This window comes from Chryseobacterium salipaludis (assembly GCF_022968825.1).
Taxonomy (GTDB): Bacteria; Bacteroidota; Bacteroidia; order Flavobacteriales; family Weeksellaceae; genus Kaistella; species Kaistella salipaludis.
In genome coordinates, this window is sequence record NZ_JALHKS010000003.1 from 154,000 (window position 1) to 171,259 (window position 17,260).

At 43.3% G+C, this 17,260-nt stretch carries 15 protein-coding genes; 5 read left to right on the forward strand and 10 right to left on the reverse strand.

The genetic code is table 11. The features are described from left to right. Nucleotides 1-79 precede the first annotated feature (79 nt). On the forward strand, nt 80-1,096 hold the full coding sequence (locus MVI27_RS06235; protein ID WP_246959949.1) for a catalase family protein: 1,017 nt from the start codon (nt 80-82) through the stop codon (nt 1,094-1,096). A gap of 2 nt (nt 1,097-1,098) precedes the next feature. Here the strand turns inward: MVI27_RS06235 and MVI27_RS06240 are convergent, their stop codons facing one another. Further along, nucleotides 1,099-1,572, reverse strand: coding sequence for a hypothetical protein (locus MVI27_RS06240; protein ID WP_246959950.1), 474 nt, complete (start codon nt 1,570-1,572; stop codon nt 1,099-1,101). A gap of 114 nt (nt 1,573-1,686) precedes the next feature. Next, a complete protein-coding gene (lpdA, locus tag MVI27_RS06245) occupies nt 1,687-3,090 on the reverse strand; it encodes a dihydrolipoyl dehydrogenase (RefSeq protein WP_246959951.1) in 1,404 nt (467 codons plus the stop codon). 263 nt (nt 3,091-3,353) lie between these two features. Between lpdA and MVI27_RS06250 the strand changes: the two genes are divergently transcribed. Continuing rightward, nucleotides 3,354-3,878: a hypothetical protein gene (locus tag MVI27_RS06250; RefSeq protein ID WP_246959952.1), complete on the forward strand. Its 525-nt coding sequence runs from the start codon at nt 3,354-3,356 to the stop codon at nt 3,876-3,878. Here the strand turns inward: MVI27_RS06250 and MVI27_RS06255 are convergent. Together MVI27_RS06255 and recQ are read right to left on the reverse strand one after the other, a co-directional pair. Further along, nucleotides 3,875-4,975, reverse strand: a complete 1,101-nt coding sequence (locus MVI27_RS06255) for a glycosyltransferase (protein WP_246959953.1) — start codon at nt 4,973-4,975, stop codon at nt 3,875-3,877. The genes MVI27_RS06250 and MVI27_RS06255 overlap by 4 nt on opposite strands. Further along, on the reverse strand, nt 4,962-7,163 hold the full coding sequence (recQ, locus tag MVI27_RS06260) for a DNA helicase RecQ (RefSeq protein WP_246959954.1): 2,202 nt from the start codon (nt 7,161-7,163) through the stop codon (nt 4,962-4,964). The genes MVI27_RS06255 and recQ overlap by 14 nt, the downstream gene beginning before the upstream one ends. Before the next feature lie 258 nt (nt 7,164-7,421). On the opposite strand from recQ, the gene MVI27_RS06265 reads away from it, so the two are divergent. Together MVI27_RS06265 and tatC are read left to right on the forward strand one after the other, a co-directional pair. Further along, nucleotides 7,422-8,381, forward strand: coding sequence for a KpsF/GutQ family sugar-phosphate isomerase (locus MVI27_RS06265; protein ID WP_246959955.1), 960 nt, complete (start codon nt 7,422-7,424; stop codon nt 8,379-8,381). A 108-nt stretch (nt 8,382-8,489) separates the two neighbouring features. Beyond that, nucleotides 8,490-9,311: a twin-arginine translocase subunit TatC gene (gene tatC, locus MVI27_RS06270; protein WP_246959956.1), complete on the forward strand. Its 822-nt coding sequence runs from the start codon at nt 8,490-8,492 to the stop codon at nt 9,309-9,311. A 103-nt stretch (nt 9,312-9,414) separates the two neighbouring features. Here tatC and MVI27_RS06275 read toward each other — a convergent pair whose 3' ends face one another. From MVI27_RS06275 to MVI27_RS06285, 3 genes are all read right to left on the reverse strand, one after another. After that, nucleotides 9,415-10,800 (reverse strand): glycosyltransferase family 2 protein, encoded by a 1,386-nt coding sequence (locus MVI27_RS06275; RefSeq protein WP_246959957.1) that lies wholly within the window; start codon nt 10,798-10,800, stop codon nt 9,415-9,417. Between the two features lie 125 nt (nt 10,801-10,925). Then, a complete protein-coding gene (locus MVI27_RS06280) occupies nt 10,926-11,561 on the reverse strand; it encodes a response regulator transcription factor (protein ID WP_246959958.1) in 636 nt (211 codons plus the stop codon). Continuing rightward, complete coding sequence (locus MVI27_RS06285; RefSeq protein ID WP_246959959.1) at nt 11,558-13,258, reverse strand: sensor histidine kinase; 1,701 nt, start codon at nt 13,256-13,258, stop codon at nt 11,558-11,560. Before MVI27_RS06285 ends, MVI27_RS06280 begins: the two co-directional genes overlap by 4 nt. 271 nt (nt 13,259-13,529) lie before the next feature. Between MVI27_RS06285 and MVI27_RS06290 the strand changes: the two genes are divergently transcribed. Beyond that, nucleotides 13,530-14,744: a 3-oxoadipyl-CoA thiolase gene (locus tag MVI27_RS06290; protein ID WP_246959960.1), complete on the forward strand. Its 1,215-nt coding sequence runs from the start codon at nt 13,530-13,532 to the stop codon at nt 14,742-14,744. Between the two features lie 49 nt (nt 14,745-14,793). Here MVI27_RS06290 and MVI27_RS06295 read toward each other — a convergent pair whose 3' ends face one another. The 3 genes from MVI27_RS06295 to MVI27_RS06305 form a co-directional block, all read right to left on the reverse strand. Then, nucleotides 14,794-15,249 (reverse strand): DUF1569 domain-containing protein, encoded by a 456-nt coding sequence (locus MVI27_RS06295; RefSeq protein WP_246959961.1) that lies wholly within the window; start codon nt 15,247-15,249, stop codon nt 14,794-14,796. Between the two features lie 37 nt (nt 15,250-15,286). Then, nucleotides 15,287-15,847, reverse strand: coding sequence for a Crp/Fnr family transcriptional regulator (locus MVI27_RS06300; RefSeq protein WP_246959962.1), 561 nt, complete (start codon nt 15,845-15,847; stop codon nt 15,287-15,289). Nucleotides 15,848-16,034: 187 nt separating this feature from the next. Beyond that, nucleotides 16,035-17,243, reverse strand: coding sequence for an ABC transporter permease (locus tag MVI27_RS06305; RefSeq protein WP_246959963.1), 1,209 nt, complete (start codon nt 17,241-17,243; stop codon nt 16,035-16,037). Nucleotides 17,244-17,260 lie beyond the last annotated feature (17 nt).

Below are 17,260 nucleotides of genomic sequence, written 5' to 3' on the forward strand. Positions count from 1 at the left end.
TTTAATGGTAATTCTGCAAAGTTACGTTATTTACCCGCAATCCTTTGGGAACAGTTGTTGCAGCGGTTTCGGGAAAAACATGATGAGAGAATTTGTACCCTACACACCGGAAATTGACCGGCTGAGCAGCGATGAAAAAAAGGATTTGGTTCGTGCAGCCCGTTCCGTGAAACAGTTTATTATCAGTTCAGCCGCGATTAGTAAAGTGCCATATGCAACCCGTGACGCACATTCGAAAACATATGCGGTAGCTAAAGGGAAATTGATTGTTGCGGAAGACCTGCCGGATTTTGTGAAAGAAATTTTCACCGGAGAAAAATATGAAGTCACAGCCAGATTTTCCAATGCAAACCTGGTCATCAATAAAGCCGGAACCGATATTCCGCTGTATGGCTTTTCTTTAAAAATACATGATGTTGCGGGAGAAGATGCTAACTTTCCGCTGGTGAATTTTCCTTTATTTCCGACCAACTCGGTTAGTGATTTTCTGAAATTTTTTACGTCGGTTAATCATTATCTCGTTGCGAAACAGGATAACTTTTTGGTCGCTGCCTTTGACCTTCCTTTATTGCTTGCCAGAAGCGTGAAACTTTTCGGAGGGCTTTTTTCTTTTGATGTGTTAAAGAAGAGTGCCGGCTACTTAAGCAAACGCAAAAATTTCTTCTTTAATTTTAAATACTCAGGAATAGGTTGCTATCGCATCGGCGATTATGTAATGAAGCTCGAACTGCGGCCGCATCCGGTGAAAGAGATTAAGGATAAGAACGCCGGGAATGCGGTTCTGGATTATCTTACCCATTATGATTTACACTGTGACCTGATTTTAAGGATGTGCAGTGATCTGGAAAAGCAGCCAATTAATGATTTAATGAAGGAATGGAAAGATGCAACCGAAATTGTATTAGGAAAAATAACCCTGCCGGCTAATCATCTGCTAGAACCCACAGCACCTGCAACCGAGCAAATTAATTTTAATCCTTTTTACAATCCGCAAATATTGCAACCAGTCGGCCGTATGCAGCAAACGCGGAAAAAGATCTACGATATCTCTGTCAGGACCAGAAACCTCATCAATCAAAAACCTACTCAGCCCTAAAATTATTGAGTTTGCCATTCTTTCGCGGACAGTTTATACGTTCTGTGACAAGAAGTACAGTTATTTAAGACACCGGAAAGTTCCTCATTAATCTGCTCCTTCTTAGCATTTTGGCGGGCAAGTTCAGCGATTTTATCAAATCTCGTATGCGTGTCTGCGCCCAGCGTTTTGAAAGGTACCGGCAACGTGCGGAACAGTTCGCCCGGCACATGCTCGGCTACCGACAAGCCTGAATTGGCAGCATTCTTCTCAATTCTGGAATAATCGTTCGTCCGCAGTCCTTCCTGAATATGCTGAACTGCTTCCAGGAAGGTACGCATCTCAGCCATCACAAAATCGCGATTGGTATTGCTGATGGTAATTACTGTGCGCGTGTCCTCCTTCAGTTCAGCCGTGCTGCCCGCAAAAAAACGATACAGCAAAAAAATATTAATGAGAATGGAAATAACCAGAAGAATAATGATGCCTTTTTTCATTTTCACAAATTTGAAACAGCAAGTTACAAACAAGATTTGAAAAGCGGTTCTGAGTTTTATCACAAAAAAAAGAGAAGCGGATTTGCTTCCCTTTAAATTTATCGGCCACTGCTCTTAGAAATGAATAGCGATCTTCGCGGTTGCATCCAATGCAGCTTCTTTGATTCCTTCCGCAAAGGTTGGGTGTGCATGCGACATTCTCGCGATATCTTCCGCACTTGCGCGGAATTCCATTGCCGTAACGGCCGCAGCAATCATATCAGCCGCGCGGGCACCAATCATGTGTACGCCAAGCACTTCATCTGTCTTTTCATCAGCGATGATTTTAATGAAACCATCCGTATCACCGGAGGCACGGCTGCGGCCCAAAGCACGCATCGGGAAGTTTCCGATTTTCACAGCTCTGCCTTCTTCCTTCAGTTCCTCTTCGGTTTTGCCAACTGCAGCTACCTCCGGCCAGGTGTAGACTACGCCCGGAATTAAATTATAATCAATGTGCGGTTTCTGGCCGGCAATGGTTTCAGCCACCAGCACGCCTTCTTCGGAAGCTTTGTGCGCGAGCATAGCACCCTGCACCACATCTCCGATTGCGTAGATATTGGAAACGTTCGTCTGAAGATGATCATTTACTTTCACACGGCCTCTTTCATCCATATCCACACCGGCTTTATCCAGTGCAAGACCGTCTGTATAAGGTTTTCTTCCAACAGAAACCAAAACATAATCACCTTCCAGTTCCAGTTCTTTTCCTTTTTTATCAGTAGCGGAAACCTTGATGGTGTCACCGTTTCTCTCTACTGCTTTCACACCAGTAGAAAGGTTGAATTTCATTCCCTGCTTTTTCAGCACTTTCTGAAGTTCTTTAGATAAGGAGCCGTCCATGGTTGGAATGATTTTGTCCATGTATTCCACCACGGTCACTTCGGAACCCAGTCTTTTATAAACAGAACCGAGCTCCAGGCCGATAACGCCACCACCGATCACGATCAGGTGCTTTGGAATTTCTTTCAGGTTTAAGGCTTCAGTAGAAGTAATGATTCTTTCTTTATCAATGGTAATAAAAGGCAGTGTGCTGGGTTTGGAACCGGTAGCAATGATGGTGTACTTACTTTCAATCTCTTCTGAGCTGCCGTCATTTTTTGTAACCTTAATCTTCGTGGCAGATTCGAAACTTCCCACTCCTTCGAAAACGGTAATTTTATTTTTGTCCATCAGGAACTGGATTCCTTTGGTCGTTTGATCCACTACTTCATTTTTGCGCGCGACCATTTGTTGGATATCCGCTTTCGGTGTATCAATGATAATCCCGTGTTGCCCAAAATGTTTTGAGGCGTTTTCAAAATGCTCCGAGCTGTCCAGCAAAGCCTTGGAAGGAATACATCCCACGTTCAGGCAGGTACCGCCCATGGTAGGATATTTTTCGATAATAGCGGTTTTCATTCCCAACTGTGCACAACGGATGGCTGCCACATACCCTCCGGGGCCGGAACCAATCACGGTAACATCAAACTGACTCATATTTCTTTTGTTTAAGATTTAAATAAAACTGCTGCAAATTTACAAAATATTTAAGCCACGCCTATAGAAGTTCGGCAAAATATGGTTTTTGAATATCGCCAGCTTGAAAACCTGATTTCAATAAAAATCGTAAATATACCTAATAATAGGTATTGACTTTTATAAATTTTAATGCTTTTTTGCCAATGGGCAAATTTTATTTCTTCATGTTTATATACCTTATGAAACAGGGTGTATTTGCGGCAACACACAAATGAAAAAAAATGGAAACTTTTTATGATGAAAAAAGAGTGAAACAACTGCGGCTTGCGACCGATTGCTATATACGCGAACAATTAATGCCCTGCTTGGATATTCTGGAAGAGCTTCACCACCAGCAAATTTCCTATCGGATCGTACGCCTGTCGATTCCTGATACAGCAGATAAAAAGACAGTAGCAAATCTTTTCCAAAAACCGCTGTTTACGCGTTACGGTTTCGGACGTATTGACACTGACACAACGACTTTAAGCTTTTCTGAACTTAAGGAGCATCGCACAGAAAGAAAAGGCAAGGATTTACTCCTCTACATTAGTTCCTTTCTGCACAAAAATGATTCTGCTATTACGCTTGAATATAGAAAATATGGCTGCACGGTTCAGATAAGTTTACAGCAATTGGTGGAACGTTACTCCGCGGAATTATTTAATCAATGGCATGGCGAAATTTTCCTGGCGCCAGCGGATCGGTCGTGGGTAGTAAAGTATAGCTCTGAAGAAAACTGGCAGCTTTTTGTTGCGGAAAATTAAAGGCTTAGTAATGCTTTTTCGTACTGGGTCAAAATTACCGGTAACGAAAATCTGCGGTGAATGCTTTCTTTAATGCGGACGGAATTCCCCGGTTCATCAAGAACTTTCTTTATAAGCTCCGCGAAGGCAGTATGGTCATCGATATTGCCTGTGTAGCCATTAATTCCGTCCTCAATAATTTCAGTAATTCCGCCCGGACAATTATTTGCCACCGCTATTGTTCCGCAGGCGCCCGCTTCCAGCAAAACATTCGGAAAACCTTCATAGCGCGAAGATAATACGAACGCATCTGCAAATTTTAAATATGGATAGGGATTGGATTGCTGTCCGTGAAAAAATATTTTTTGCAAACCAAGTTCTTTCTGCAATGTCAACAGCTTTTCTTTATCTGCACCATTGCCCAAAATATGCAGGTGGATATTTTCATCTTTTAAATGAGCAAATACGCGCAGCAAATTATCAAAACCTTTGCGCGCAGATAAATTCCCGACCGCGACTATATTTTTTTGTCCGCCGTTGTACACAACAGGTTGCTCCTGCCCTTCTAACTGGTTCTCTATAAAATCAAAATCAACCGGATTATTAATTTTAATAAGCTTTTTTTCCTTAAGTTTAAAATTACTCAACAGGTCATTTTTCATGTCATCACTCTGGCAGATAATACGATGGTATGACGGATAAAACTTATAGAAAAAACGAATACTTCTGCGCGTAACATGCTCAGAAACCACGTTGGTTTCCCTCGCGATAAATTTTGTTTTCGGAAATAATCTGATGAAGGGAGAAAGATAGGCGTTCACCTCGCCGAAACCTGAAAAGACAATATCAGGCTGCCGTTTTCGGATTTCCCTGAGGATTGGAAATAAAGAAGAGCGAATACGCTTAACTCTCAAATCGATGACTTCCACATCATCTTGCAAAAAAGCCAGGTACGGGCCTTCTTTGCGCATGAGCATAATCTTTGGCTGAAAATATGCTCGCGGCAGGTTATTGGCGAGGGTTGTCACAATTCTTTCCGCACCGCCAGCCTCCAGATCCGGAAGTATAAAAATAAGCTGCAGCGGTTTACCTGCTGCAGCACTTTTAGTTTGCGACATCCGAGATGAATTTAATCCTCAGCATCCGCACTTCTTCGTCGCTCAGATCATCCCCGAATTCTGCCAGCAACACTTTCATGCTGTCGCTGTCGCTTTCATTCATAAAGTCCATGAAATCGCTTACGATGTCTTCGTCGAAGTTTTCATCGATATAATAATCTATGTTCAGTTTGGTTCCCTGATACACAATTTGCTCCATTTCCTTCAGCAGATCATCCATGGAGAGATTCTTGGCTTTGGCAATATCTTCCAGGTCAATTTTCTTATCAGTACTCTGAATGATAAAAACTTTATGACTGCCTTTTTTGGCAACGGTTTTCATCACCATATCCTGCATGCGCTCAATGCCGTTTTCTTCGACATAATTTTTAATGAACGCGGCGAATTCTTTCCCAAACTTACGCGCTTTGCCATCGCCCACTCCATAAATGTTAGCAACTTCCTCCACAGTCGTCGGGTATTGCAGTGTCATATCCTCCAGGCTGGCATCCATAAAAATGGTATAGGGCGGCTGACCGAGCTTTTTCGCCATATTCTTGCGAAGCTCTTTAAGCTGTGCAAACAGTTTTTCATCCATGGTATTAACTGCTTTGCCCGCACCACGCTCGGAATCAGCGCGTGATTGCTCCAGATTATATTCACGGTCTTCCGCAATCATAAAGGGCTGGTGATTTCCCTGCAGCGCTACTCTGCCTTTTTCTGTAAGTTTCAGTACGCCGTAGGTTTCAATATCTTTCTGCAGATAATTCTGCACCGTTGCTTGGCGAATCACCGATTTCCAGTAATTTTCAGTTTCAGCCGCACCGGAGCCAAAGTGTTTTGAGGTATTGAGTTTATAGGATTTCACCACCGGATTTTCTTTCCCGGCAAGAACGGCAATCAGATCTTTTGTGCGGAACTTCTCTTCCAGATCTTTTACGACGTTCAGAATTTTCTGTAAAGCATTGCCGGCATCTTTGAGCACCGGTGGATTCACTGAGTTATCACACATATCTGCCCCCAGACCATTCACCGGGTCAAACTGTTCACCAAAATAATATAATATATATTGTCGGCGGCTCATGCATGTTTCCGCATACCCTACCACCTCATTTAAAAGCTGCAAACCAATCTCGCGCTCAGAAACGGGTTTTTGCGCCAAGAATTTCTCGAGTTTTTCAATGTCCTTGGGATCATAGAAAGCCAGGCAATATCCTTCGCCACCATCGCGACCGGCACGCCCTGTTTCCTGATAGTAACTTTCCAGCGATTTTGGAATATCATAATGTATGACAAACCGAACATCGGGTTTGTCAATTCCCATCCCGAAGGCAATGGTCGCCACAATAATGTCCGCTTCTTCCATCAGGAATTTATCCTGATTGGCCACCCTTGTTTTTTGGTCTAATCCAGCATGATATGGCAAAGCATTAATTCCGTTCACCTGTAGCAATTGGGCAAACTCTTCCACCTTGCGGCGGCTCAGGCAATACACAATGCCCGACTTGCCTTTTCGCTGATTAATAAATTTTACAATCTCGCGATCAATATTAACTTTGGGGCGTACTTCATAAAAAAGATTCGGCCGGTTAAAGCTTTCCTTAAATACCACTGCTTTGGTCATGCCCAACGTTTTCTGGATATCATCCTGTACTTTCGGCGTCGCTGTAGCGGTAAGTGCAATCACCGGAACATCTGCAATTTTATCAATAATGGATTTCAGGTTGCGGTATTCCGGCCGGAAATCGTGTCCCCATTCCGAAATACAGTGCGCTTCATCAATTGCCACGAAAGAAATTTTAACGTCTTTCAGAAAATCAAGATATTCATCTTTTATCAAGGACTCGGGTGCCACATATAACAGTTTGGTCACGCCTGCACGGATGTCATCAAAAACCTGTTTGGTCTGTGATTTATTAAGCGATGAATTTAAAACATGCGCCACGCCCTCCACCGGCGACAAACCATTGATGGCGTCTACCTGATTCTTCATTAGGGCAATCAGCGGTGACACCACAATCGCAGTTCCTTCGGAAATGAGTGCGGGCAGCTGATAACAAAGTGATTTTCCGCCACCTGTCGGCATCAGCACGAAAACATCGTTACCCTGAAGCAGCGTTTCTATAATTCGTTCCTGATGACCTTTAAATGTTGAAAAACCGAAATATTTTTTTAACTCCTGGGATAAATCGGTGTAAGATGTATTCATTGTCGTTCAAGTAAATAAGTGCTTAAAGCCGTGAAGAGGCTGAACCCTAAAAATTCAACCTGTGGTCTGGCTATTCTTTTTTAAATTTGCACTAAATTCAAAGATAAAAAATAAAAATCACAAATGCCAATATGGCTTTAAACTGAAACCGGTAATTCTGATTGATAATTATCATTAAATAGAAAAGATGCGGCTTATTGTAATCGGTTTTTAGATACATTTTTTATTAAAAGTTAAATATCACACAAAAGACAAACCATGACCGACCAGGAAATTATTGAAGCCGGAAAGCAAGCACTGCTTACTGAAATTGGAGAAATGCAGCTGCTGGAACAGCGCCTCGGTGAAGAATTTGCAAAAGCAGTACACCTGATCCGGGCGGCTGCCGGAAAACTCATTGTTGTTGGAATCGGGAAGTCAGCGCACGTGGGTAATAAAATGGTTGCGACTTTAAATTCTACAGGAACTCCGGCGCAGTTTCTCCATGCTTCAGAAGCCATTCACGGTGACCTGGGCGTGATTCAAAAATCGGACGTGGTGCTGTGTATTTCCAATTCCGGCAACTCACCGGAGATTGTAACGCTGGTTCCTTTTCTTAAAGATTATTCCGCTGCGCTGATCGGCATGACCGGCAACCGCGACAGCAAACTGGCACTTGGCGCGGATGTAGTGCTGGATACGAGAGTGCAGAAAGAAGCCTGCCCGATCAAATTGGCGCCCACCAGCTCCACCACAGTACAAATGGCGATGGGCGATGCTCTGGCAGTAGCCCTCATGGAACTTAACCAGTTTCAGCCAAAGGATTTTGCGAAGTTTCATCCGGGCGGCAGCTTAGGGAAAAATCTCACCGCTCGTGTGAGTCAGTTTTTATCTGAACAAAAGCCAATGGTGGCACCCGAAGCAGGATTGCGCGATATTATTATTTCTATCAGCAGTTCCAAGCACGGCATTACGGTGGTGTCGGACGGCGAAAATATAACAGGTGTTATTACGGATGGTGACCTGCGGCGAATGCTTATGAGCGAGCAGGATTTTTCGCAGATTCAGGCAAAAGATATTATGAGTAATCATCCGAAAAGTATTGATAAGGACGCACTCGCCCGCGAGGCAATGCAAATACTGAAGCAGAATAATATCGGGCAGCTTATTGTAACGGAACAAGGGAATTATTCAGGAATTATCGATCTGCACAGATTGCTGGACGAAGGAATTAATTAAGACCAAAGCATTTGCTGCTTCCGGCATTTCCTGAAACCAGGCTAAATCAGTAAATTCGCAGTCGCAGCCCGAAAAGTAACTGGCTGCCTACCATAAAAATAACATCTTGTGAGTGAAGCAAAAGATATGTCATTCTGGGGCCACATTGGCGAATTGCGCGGGCATTTAATTCGTTCGCTGATTGCTGTGATTGTATGTGCCATTGTCGTGGGTTTTAACGTTAACTGGATCATGGACCATATTTTTTTCGGCCCGACCCGCAATGACTTTTTTACCTTCCGCGTGGTTAATCATTTCTCGCGTGAACTGATTGGCGAAAACAGTATTATGCTGCCCGATAATTTCGCGGTGCAGCAGAAAAAACTCTTTGAGCAGTTTAATGTGATGATGGCCGTTTCCATCTTTGGTGGTATGGTGGCCGCTTTTCCGTATCTGGTCTGGGAACTGTGGCGGTTTATCTCGCCCGCTTTACATCCGAACGAAAGAAAAAATTCCGTCTTTCTGATTAATTTTATCTGGATTCTTTTTATGACCGGCGTTTTGTGCGGGTATTTCCTGATTCTGCCGTTTGCGATTAATTTCGGATTGTTATTTAAAGTATCAGACACGATCACGCAGCTTTTTGACCTGACGGATTACACTACTTTATTTATGCAGGTGGTGCTCGGGATGGGACTGATTTTTCTCTTTCCGGTTTTGGTTTATTTCACCACGCTGATCGGGATTCTTACACCTAAGTTTATGCGGATGTACCGCCGCCACGCGATTGTCCTCATTATGGTGGTTGCCGCGATTATTACACCCGCGGACGTTTTAAGTATGCTGATGGCTGCATTTCCGTTGGTATTGCTGTATGAATTCAGTATTATGATGTGTGCGTATACCTATAAGCGTGTTCAGAAGAAGCAAACGCTGGCCGTACGTGAATAATTTATTTTATAAAAATTACAGGTTTTTTTAACCAACTGCTTATACAATAATCCCTTATTCCACAGCGAATAAGGGATTTTTAATTCATATAACACGTATTTATTTATCTTGTCAGCCAGCCGCCGTTTTTTACCGTAGCGATGGCAAAAGGATAAATCCAGAAAAGGCCAAAAAGATAAAAAACACTGTACGGATATGCCCACAAACCATCAGCGAAGTTATATTTCTTTCCAAAAAACAACATCTGAATGCTGGCAAAAATAAAGGTTGCGGATAAAGCCGAGCAGACATATAAAACCGGATGTGTAAACAGGAAATAAAACATCAATAAAAACAGCGGCACCGCAGAGAGCAGATTCAGCCATTGATTTAAAAAAACAAACCGTGCACCTGCTTTATGGTTGACTCTGAAGTTTTTAAAGACAAATTTATTCATCATCAGTGTTTCGCGGACGTTACTGCGCCCCCAGCGCGTGAACATTTTATGCAGCGTCCTGAAGGTAACCGGCGTATTGGTGAGCACATTTGCATTTCTCTGGAACAACACGTCATACCCCTGTTTTAAAATTAAATTCGTCATTGCGCGGTCTTCACCGATGGTCGCTTCACGGCCCAGGAATTTCTGACTGATCCAGTCTTCCAGGGAATGCTTCACAGCGTCGCGACGATATGCTGACAGTGCTCCCGGCGTACATAATACGAAACCAAGTGAGCTTTGCGCGGCCCGCATAAATTCAAAACTGAAAACAAAACTTACATTCAGCATCCGCGGAATCATGCCTTGTTTTTTATTTAAAACCTTCACGTTTCCGGCAACAGCACCGCAATTGTCATTGACTGCAAACGGACTCACCAGATTACGAATGGTGTCTTTTTCCACCACAGAATCACTGTCGATTGATATAAATATCTCCCCGGTTCCGGTGGTAAACCCCAGGTGCAGTGCATGTCTTTTTCCGCGGTTTTGGGGTTGTTTGTACACGGTGATGCGTCTGTTCAGATCTTCATTTGCTTTATTAATCCAATACCAGGTATCATCGCTACTACCGTCATCCACTGCGATAATTTCCATTTTCTCTGCGGGGAAATCACTGGCAGCAATACTTAATAAGGTGGAATAAACGAGTCTGCCCTCATTGTAGGCCGGAACAATCACCGTGCACGTAGGCAATTCGGCATCGCTTACCGATTCAACGGGTTTATATTTATAAAACTGATACGCGATATACAGCAGAAACACCACCTGAAATAGTAACACCGCCAGTAAAGAATACACTAGTACTTGCCCCGCCGTAGTTTGCATCCTGGCCAAATGCAATTGTTCGTAGTACGGACTCAGCCTGAATAGTGAGTAGATGGCACTGAACATTAGAATCTGCGCAAATACTAAAACACTGAATTCTTTCGGATTTAAAGATTTATTTTTTAAAAACTTGCGGTAAAACCACAACCGCATGGCCGGCACTCTTTGGATATTTACTTTACTCATTCTGTTAGCTTTGGTATCGTGAATTAAAATCACACACAAAGTAAGAGGAACAGTTTCGCAATTTGTAAAAAAGCCTGTCGATGTTTATCGAAGGCTTTGTAGATATTTATCGAAAGGATGGTTTTTTAAAGCGAATGATGCAAACGGATCAGGTCTGTTAATTCAATTAATGTGTGTATCTGAAGTTTCTCAAAAATTCTTTTTTTATACGTACTTACGGTATTTTGCCGGATAGCCAGTTGATTGGCGATTTCCAGATTACCTAAGCCGTCAGCGTATAAGACTGCAATTTCCAGTTCGCGGTCGCTCAATTGATGCAGGGGATTTAGTAAGGCTACTTGTTCCTCTGGTAACTGGAGTAACTTTTTGGTAAGCGGTGGGAATGAATTTCCGGTTTCTTTTATTTCACGCAGCGCAGATTCGATGTCTTCTTCCGTGCTCAGCTTGTTTAAAAAACCGTCGGCGCCGGCTTCAACAAATTTCAACGCATACATTTCTTCCTCAAAACTTGTAAAGATTAAAATTTTCAGATGCGGCTGAAATTGTTTTAGTTCAGGCAGGACAGACAAAGAATTTCCGTCGGGAAACTGTGCATCTACCACCGCCAGATCAAATGGTGACTTTTCGACTTCACGGAGCAACTCCGACAGATTTGAGGCATGGACAATTTCTGCGTCCGGAATTACATCATCAATAATTAACTGCAGGCCCTGCCGCACAATATGATGGTCATCACCCAGTAAAATCCGAAATGTTTTCATGAATGTAATACTTGAAGTGGAATGGTGAAAGATACGGTTGTCCCCTGCCCCAAGATACTGTCAGCGGAGATGGTGCCGCGAAATAAATCAATAATCTCTTTACATAAATTTAATCCCAGGCCCGCACCGACGTTTTCAATATCGGCAGTTCCTGCGCCCTGAAAATACGGCTGAAATATTTTCGAAAGATCGGATCTGGATATACCCGTCCCGGTATCACTGATAATCACTTTCAAATTTTGAATATTGTTTTGAATTTCAGATAAAGTAAGATTCACTCTGACCTCACCTCCTTCGGTAAACTTATTGGCATTACCCAGAATATTGGTAAACAACTGATAAATTTTGATCTTGTCTGCAAAAAGCTTGATGCCGGCAGGAATTTTATCTTCTATTATAAACTGATTATTTTTCGATTCAATGTACGGTTCAAAGGCTGTAAGAATCGCTTCTATTTCCTTTCTTAAATTAAATTCCACCGGCTGCAGCTCCATGGGTTTTTCCTGATTTCGGGTGAAGTCCAGTATTTGGTTTGCCTGAATGAGCAGCGAATTATTGGTAAATTTAATAGTTTTAAGATAATCCGAAATCGTTTCATCCTGTGTTTTACGGCTGATTCTGTCCAGAAAAATATTGATAATCTTCAGTGGCGACCGGATCTCATGACTCAGCATGCCGAGGATCTTATTTTTAAAGCTAAGATTTTTATTGATTTCCTGATACGCCAGCGCGAGCCGCTTTTCATCGAGGTCAGATTGCCTGTTGTAGTACACAATACTCAGGATCACAAAAAACATCAGCACCATCAGTCCGAGCACGGCATATTTCCGGATCTTATTGTTGGCCGAATTTTGCTCATAATACTCCTTTTCCAGATTTTTACTAAAGTCATGCACCGCAATATCGTAAATGCCCATCCAATTGTTGCTGTATGCTATCAGCTGGTCGTAAATCTGATATAGTTTGTCATTTTTCGCTTTGGAGGCGTTGATGCCGGATTCATATTTTTTCATTTCGCCGACGTAGTGGGAACTCACGGCATTGATGATACTGTCAATGTCTTTTTTTAATTGTTTGGTGTTAACCGAATCACCATATCTGGTGGAAATAACCATCAGTTCACGCTGGATTTCTACGTCATTTTTCACTGCAGATTTAAGCCGGGACAGGAAACTTTTCTTCTCGACGCTATCGAGTTTGTACTCAATTTGTGTGTCATAAATTTTCGGATAGCTTTTGACTTTGAAATCTTTAATTTTAAATTCTTTCTTCTGCGGTGCCGGCTTTTTGAATTCGCTGTACACCGAATTGATCGATTTTTGCAGATCCGGTAATTTTGCAAGTTCATCTTTCCTGCTGTCAATAAAAGTACGCAGGCCGGGGTTAATGTTTTTGTAACTCGTAATGCTGTCCAGGTTAGAATTTAACCTTCGCAACGAGAGAAAATAAGCTTCCAGATGTTCCTGATCATTTCCGTACACATAGCGCTGCAGTTCGTCCTGTGCGTCGAGCAGATTTTTCCTGGAATCCTGCATTAATTTTTTCAGCACCTCCGTTTGCTGAATTTGCCTGCGGATATCTTCAAGTTTTTTGCCGTTAAAGTATTCATTGTAAATAAAAATACAGATAATTGCCTGAATGCAGACTGCACAGGTAATAAGCGCATAATGAATAAGTTGTCTGTATTTAAATTTCAATAGCACGTTTTTAAGAATAGCCGCCTCAATTACTGCACGACAGAATCTAAAAATAATTCTCAGTAAATCCGTACGCACAGCAAAATCTCTGCCGAACATGTTCACGGATTGCCTTACAGAGGGGCTTTCATGCGATTTTAATAATAAATGTAAATTAAAATTGTCTCATGATTTTATCAAAAATTTTACTGCTTGGCTTGAAATGATGATCGTTCAAACAGGAAACAATCCTTTTTTAATTTCCTAAATTTACGCTGATTAAATTTAAAGAATGAAAAACGCATACATTATCGACGGGACCCGCTCGCCTATTGGAAATTTTAAAGGAAAGCTGGCAACCGTGCGGCCGGATGACTTAATGGCCACCATTATTAAACATCTGATGGGAAAAAATCCGGAAGTGCCGGCCGATCAAATTGATGATGTGATTATTGGCTGCGCCAATCAGGCGGGTGAAGATAACCGCAACGTGGCCCGAATGGCTCTGCTCCTGGCGGACCTGCCGGTAACGGTGCCGGGCGAAACCGTTAACAGACTGTGTGCCTCAGGGATGAGTGCCATTGTGCAGGCGATGCGCGCCATTCGTTCCGGCGAAGGCGACCTCTTCATCGCCGGCGGTGTCGAGGGAATGTCCAGAGCACCTTATGTCATTTCCAAGCCGGAAACTGCTTTCGGAACTGATTCCAAAATGTATGATTCGTCCTTCGGCTGGCGTTTTATCAACCCGGTAATGGAAAAAATGTACGGAACGGAGGCGATGGGTAAAACAGCCGAAAACCTGGCGGAAAAATACAATATCAGTCGTGAGGAGCAGGATGAATTTGCTGCGCAGTCACAGCTTAAAGCCAGAGCGGCACAGGAAAGCGGCAGGCTGCAGGAAGAAATTTGCCCGATCAGCATTCCGCAAAGAAAGAAAGATCCGATTATCGTTCAGGAAGATGAATTCTTAAAACCGAATACAACGGTGGAAGGACTTGCCAAATTGCGTCCCGCTTTCGTAAAAGAAAATGGCACCGTAACTGCCGGAAATTCCAGCGGCCTGAATGATGGTGCGGCAGCGGTCATCGTTGCATCCGGAGAAGCAGTGGAAAAATATGGCCTCACACCGATGGCCCGGATTGTGAGTTCGGCAGTAACCGGTACTGAGCCCGGCATTATGGGAATCGGACCGGTCGCGGCTTCGAAACTTGCACTGGAGCGCGCAGGACTCCAGCTGGAAGACATCGACATTATTGAGTTGAATGAAGCCTTCGCGGCACAAAGTATTGCGGTGTTGAAAGAGCTGGGAATTGCGGCGGACGATGAGCGGGTCAATGTGAACGGAGGTGCCATCGCGCTGGGGCATCCCCTGGGCATGAGCGGCACACGAATTACCTACAGTGCTGCGCTGGAACTGAAAGAAACCGGCAAGCGGTATGCGCTGGCTACCATGTGTATCGGCGTCGGTCAGGGATATGCGGTAGTTCTGGAAAATGCAACGTTGTAATTCTTTTACTTTATAAAACTGAAAATGCTGATCAAGCGATCAGCATTTTTTATACCCCAAACTGCCGCAGATGGTGGTCGAGGTGCTTTGCAAACATATTGTTCCACTCCTGCCCGGTCAGTTTACCAAAGGAGAACGACTCTTTTCCATCGAAAGCGTTGCGGCCCAGTTGCTGAGTTTTCTGAATATAACCCACGAGCCGTTTTCGCTGCTCGTCAAAATCGGGCGTACCCGTAATGCGAAACTGCGGCGCCGTGGGTGTACTATGCGGGTATGGCTTTTCACCGACTACTTTTTTCTTCACGAAGTTTTTAAGAATCCACTTGGCCAGTCCGCCCACAGGCCGGTGCAATTGGGGCTCGTACACCATTTCATAGGTTACGCAACAGTGCGCCAGCATTTGTGAGACGTTCATCGTGCCCCATTGGGCTGGAGAATAAGGTCGTAGTCGATTGATGCGGTCAATATAGCTTTGCGCTACACTTTTATTAAAGATGTCCTGCATTTTGTAGCTTTTAAGTTTTTCGAGAATGGTTTGTGATTTATATTTCGCTGCGGATTCTGCTCAGGGTTTCTTGAGATATTCCCAGGTAAGAGGCGATCATCCCCAAAGGTGCACGCAGGATGATATCAGGATTTTGTTGCATCAATCTTAAGTATTTTTCCCGCGCCGTCAGAAATTGGAGCGATTCTACACGTTCGGTCATTTGCGTTAAAATACTTCCCAACACAAACCGGCTAAAATTGGCACTTTCCAGGGATACAGCACACAGCGCTTCAAGCCGGGCGTAATTACAGGACTGCACAGTGCTGTCCTCGATCGCTTCGAAATTATACCTCGTGGGGCTGTCCCGAAACAGGGTGTCCGTATTGGCCATTAAACTCCCTTCGGTGTAAAATCTAATAGTTACCTCCTTCCCGTTTTCATAATAGAAAGCGCGCACGAGTCCTTTCTTTACGAAATAAACGTTCCTGTTGTACTGATCCGTCTTGCTGATCCGTTCCCCTTTTTTATAATCCACTGTGTTAAAATCTTCGGCAAGAAATTTCTGAATTTCAGGCTTGGTCCTTAAAGTCGCAGGCAGCACCTCGATCAATTCCATTAAAAGGTTTTTCGCGAATTTAATGAAAAAGTATGGAGCATAAACATTCTCATTTGGTCGGAAAAAAGTAACCTTCGTGCAGTTGGCTAGCTCAAACAGTATCTTAAGTGATAATTTTTATAAATTAAAGAAAAGCGGCCGTCATAACTAAAATGACAGTTTAAATGCTATGGATGTAATGCGGAGATTACTCAGATTCGGGAATATCTTCTATGGCTATCTCGCTTGTAGTAATTTTATATTTTTTAAATAAAAAGTGAATTTTGATTTTGAGCGCAATCCAGGCTGCCAGAAAATAAACCCAACCCAAAATGAAGAGATGCAGCAAATATTTCTTAGTCAGAACTGCAGAGCCATTTTGAACTACCATAATCTTCAGCGCCTCCAGATACGGCGTGAGCGGGATTATAGCAGTGAATTTTTTTATAAATTCCGGCATGGCAAAAGTAGGCCACGTGAACCCACTGATAATAAATGCCGGAGACGCAATCACCATCAATACTTGCGTGGCTTTCAGCGCATCGGGGACTAAAATGCTCACCAGCACCCCTAGATTGGTTGCGGCGACCACGAAAACGGCTGTAATTAAGAAGAAATTCCACGCATTATCCGGTACTGGAATTTTAAAGTATAAGCTGCACAAGTAAAAGAAAAGAATATTAAAATTCGCGAACACCCAAATCGGCAGGCATTTGATTGTCATGACAAACACGGCATATTTCTCCTTACCGGCAAAATCGCGTACAAAAGACGCTCTTTTAAATTCCTCTGAAAAAGAAACTGCCATTGCCAGCAATATGACCTGCTGTAATACAACAGCCATCATCGCGGGCCACATAAAAATGAGATAATTGCTCGTTGTGTTGAACAGCGTGATGTAATTTGCCTTGAAAGGCTCGTACCGCGTTTTGGCGAGCTCCGCATTCATGCCCTGTTTCTGCAAAGCTTTCATTTCGGCTCCCGCAGAAAAAGTTCCCAGTGTTACCTGAATTGCCTTGGCGGCGAAATTTGCGGTCAGCACATTGGAAGTGTTTACATATACGTTTAGCTCAGGGTATTTCTTCTGCAGCATCATCGCTTCGAAACGCTCGGGAATGATGATGACAGCCGCCGCTTCCGTTCTGATGGTTTCGTCCTTCAGGCTGGCAGGTTCCTCCACATAATTCAGGATGTGCAGCGTTTTATTGTCCTGCAGCATTTCCACTACCTGGTCGGAGAGTGGCGTGCGATCATGGTTCACCACGATTACCGGTATGTTCTCCACCTTTCCCGATTTGTAGGTAAAGCCGATCAACAAAGCATAAAAAACCGGCGCCAAAAAGAAAACGGACAGCAGTGTCCTGTTTGTTAAAAATAATGTGAACTCTCTTTTCAGTAAATATCTGATCTGCTTCATGAGGTACTTTTTTCTGC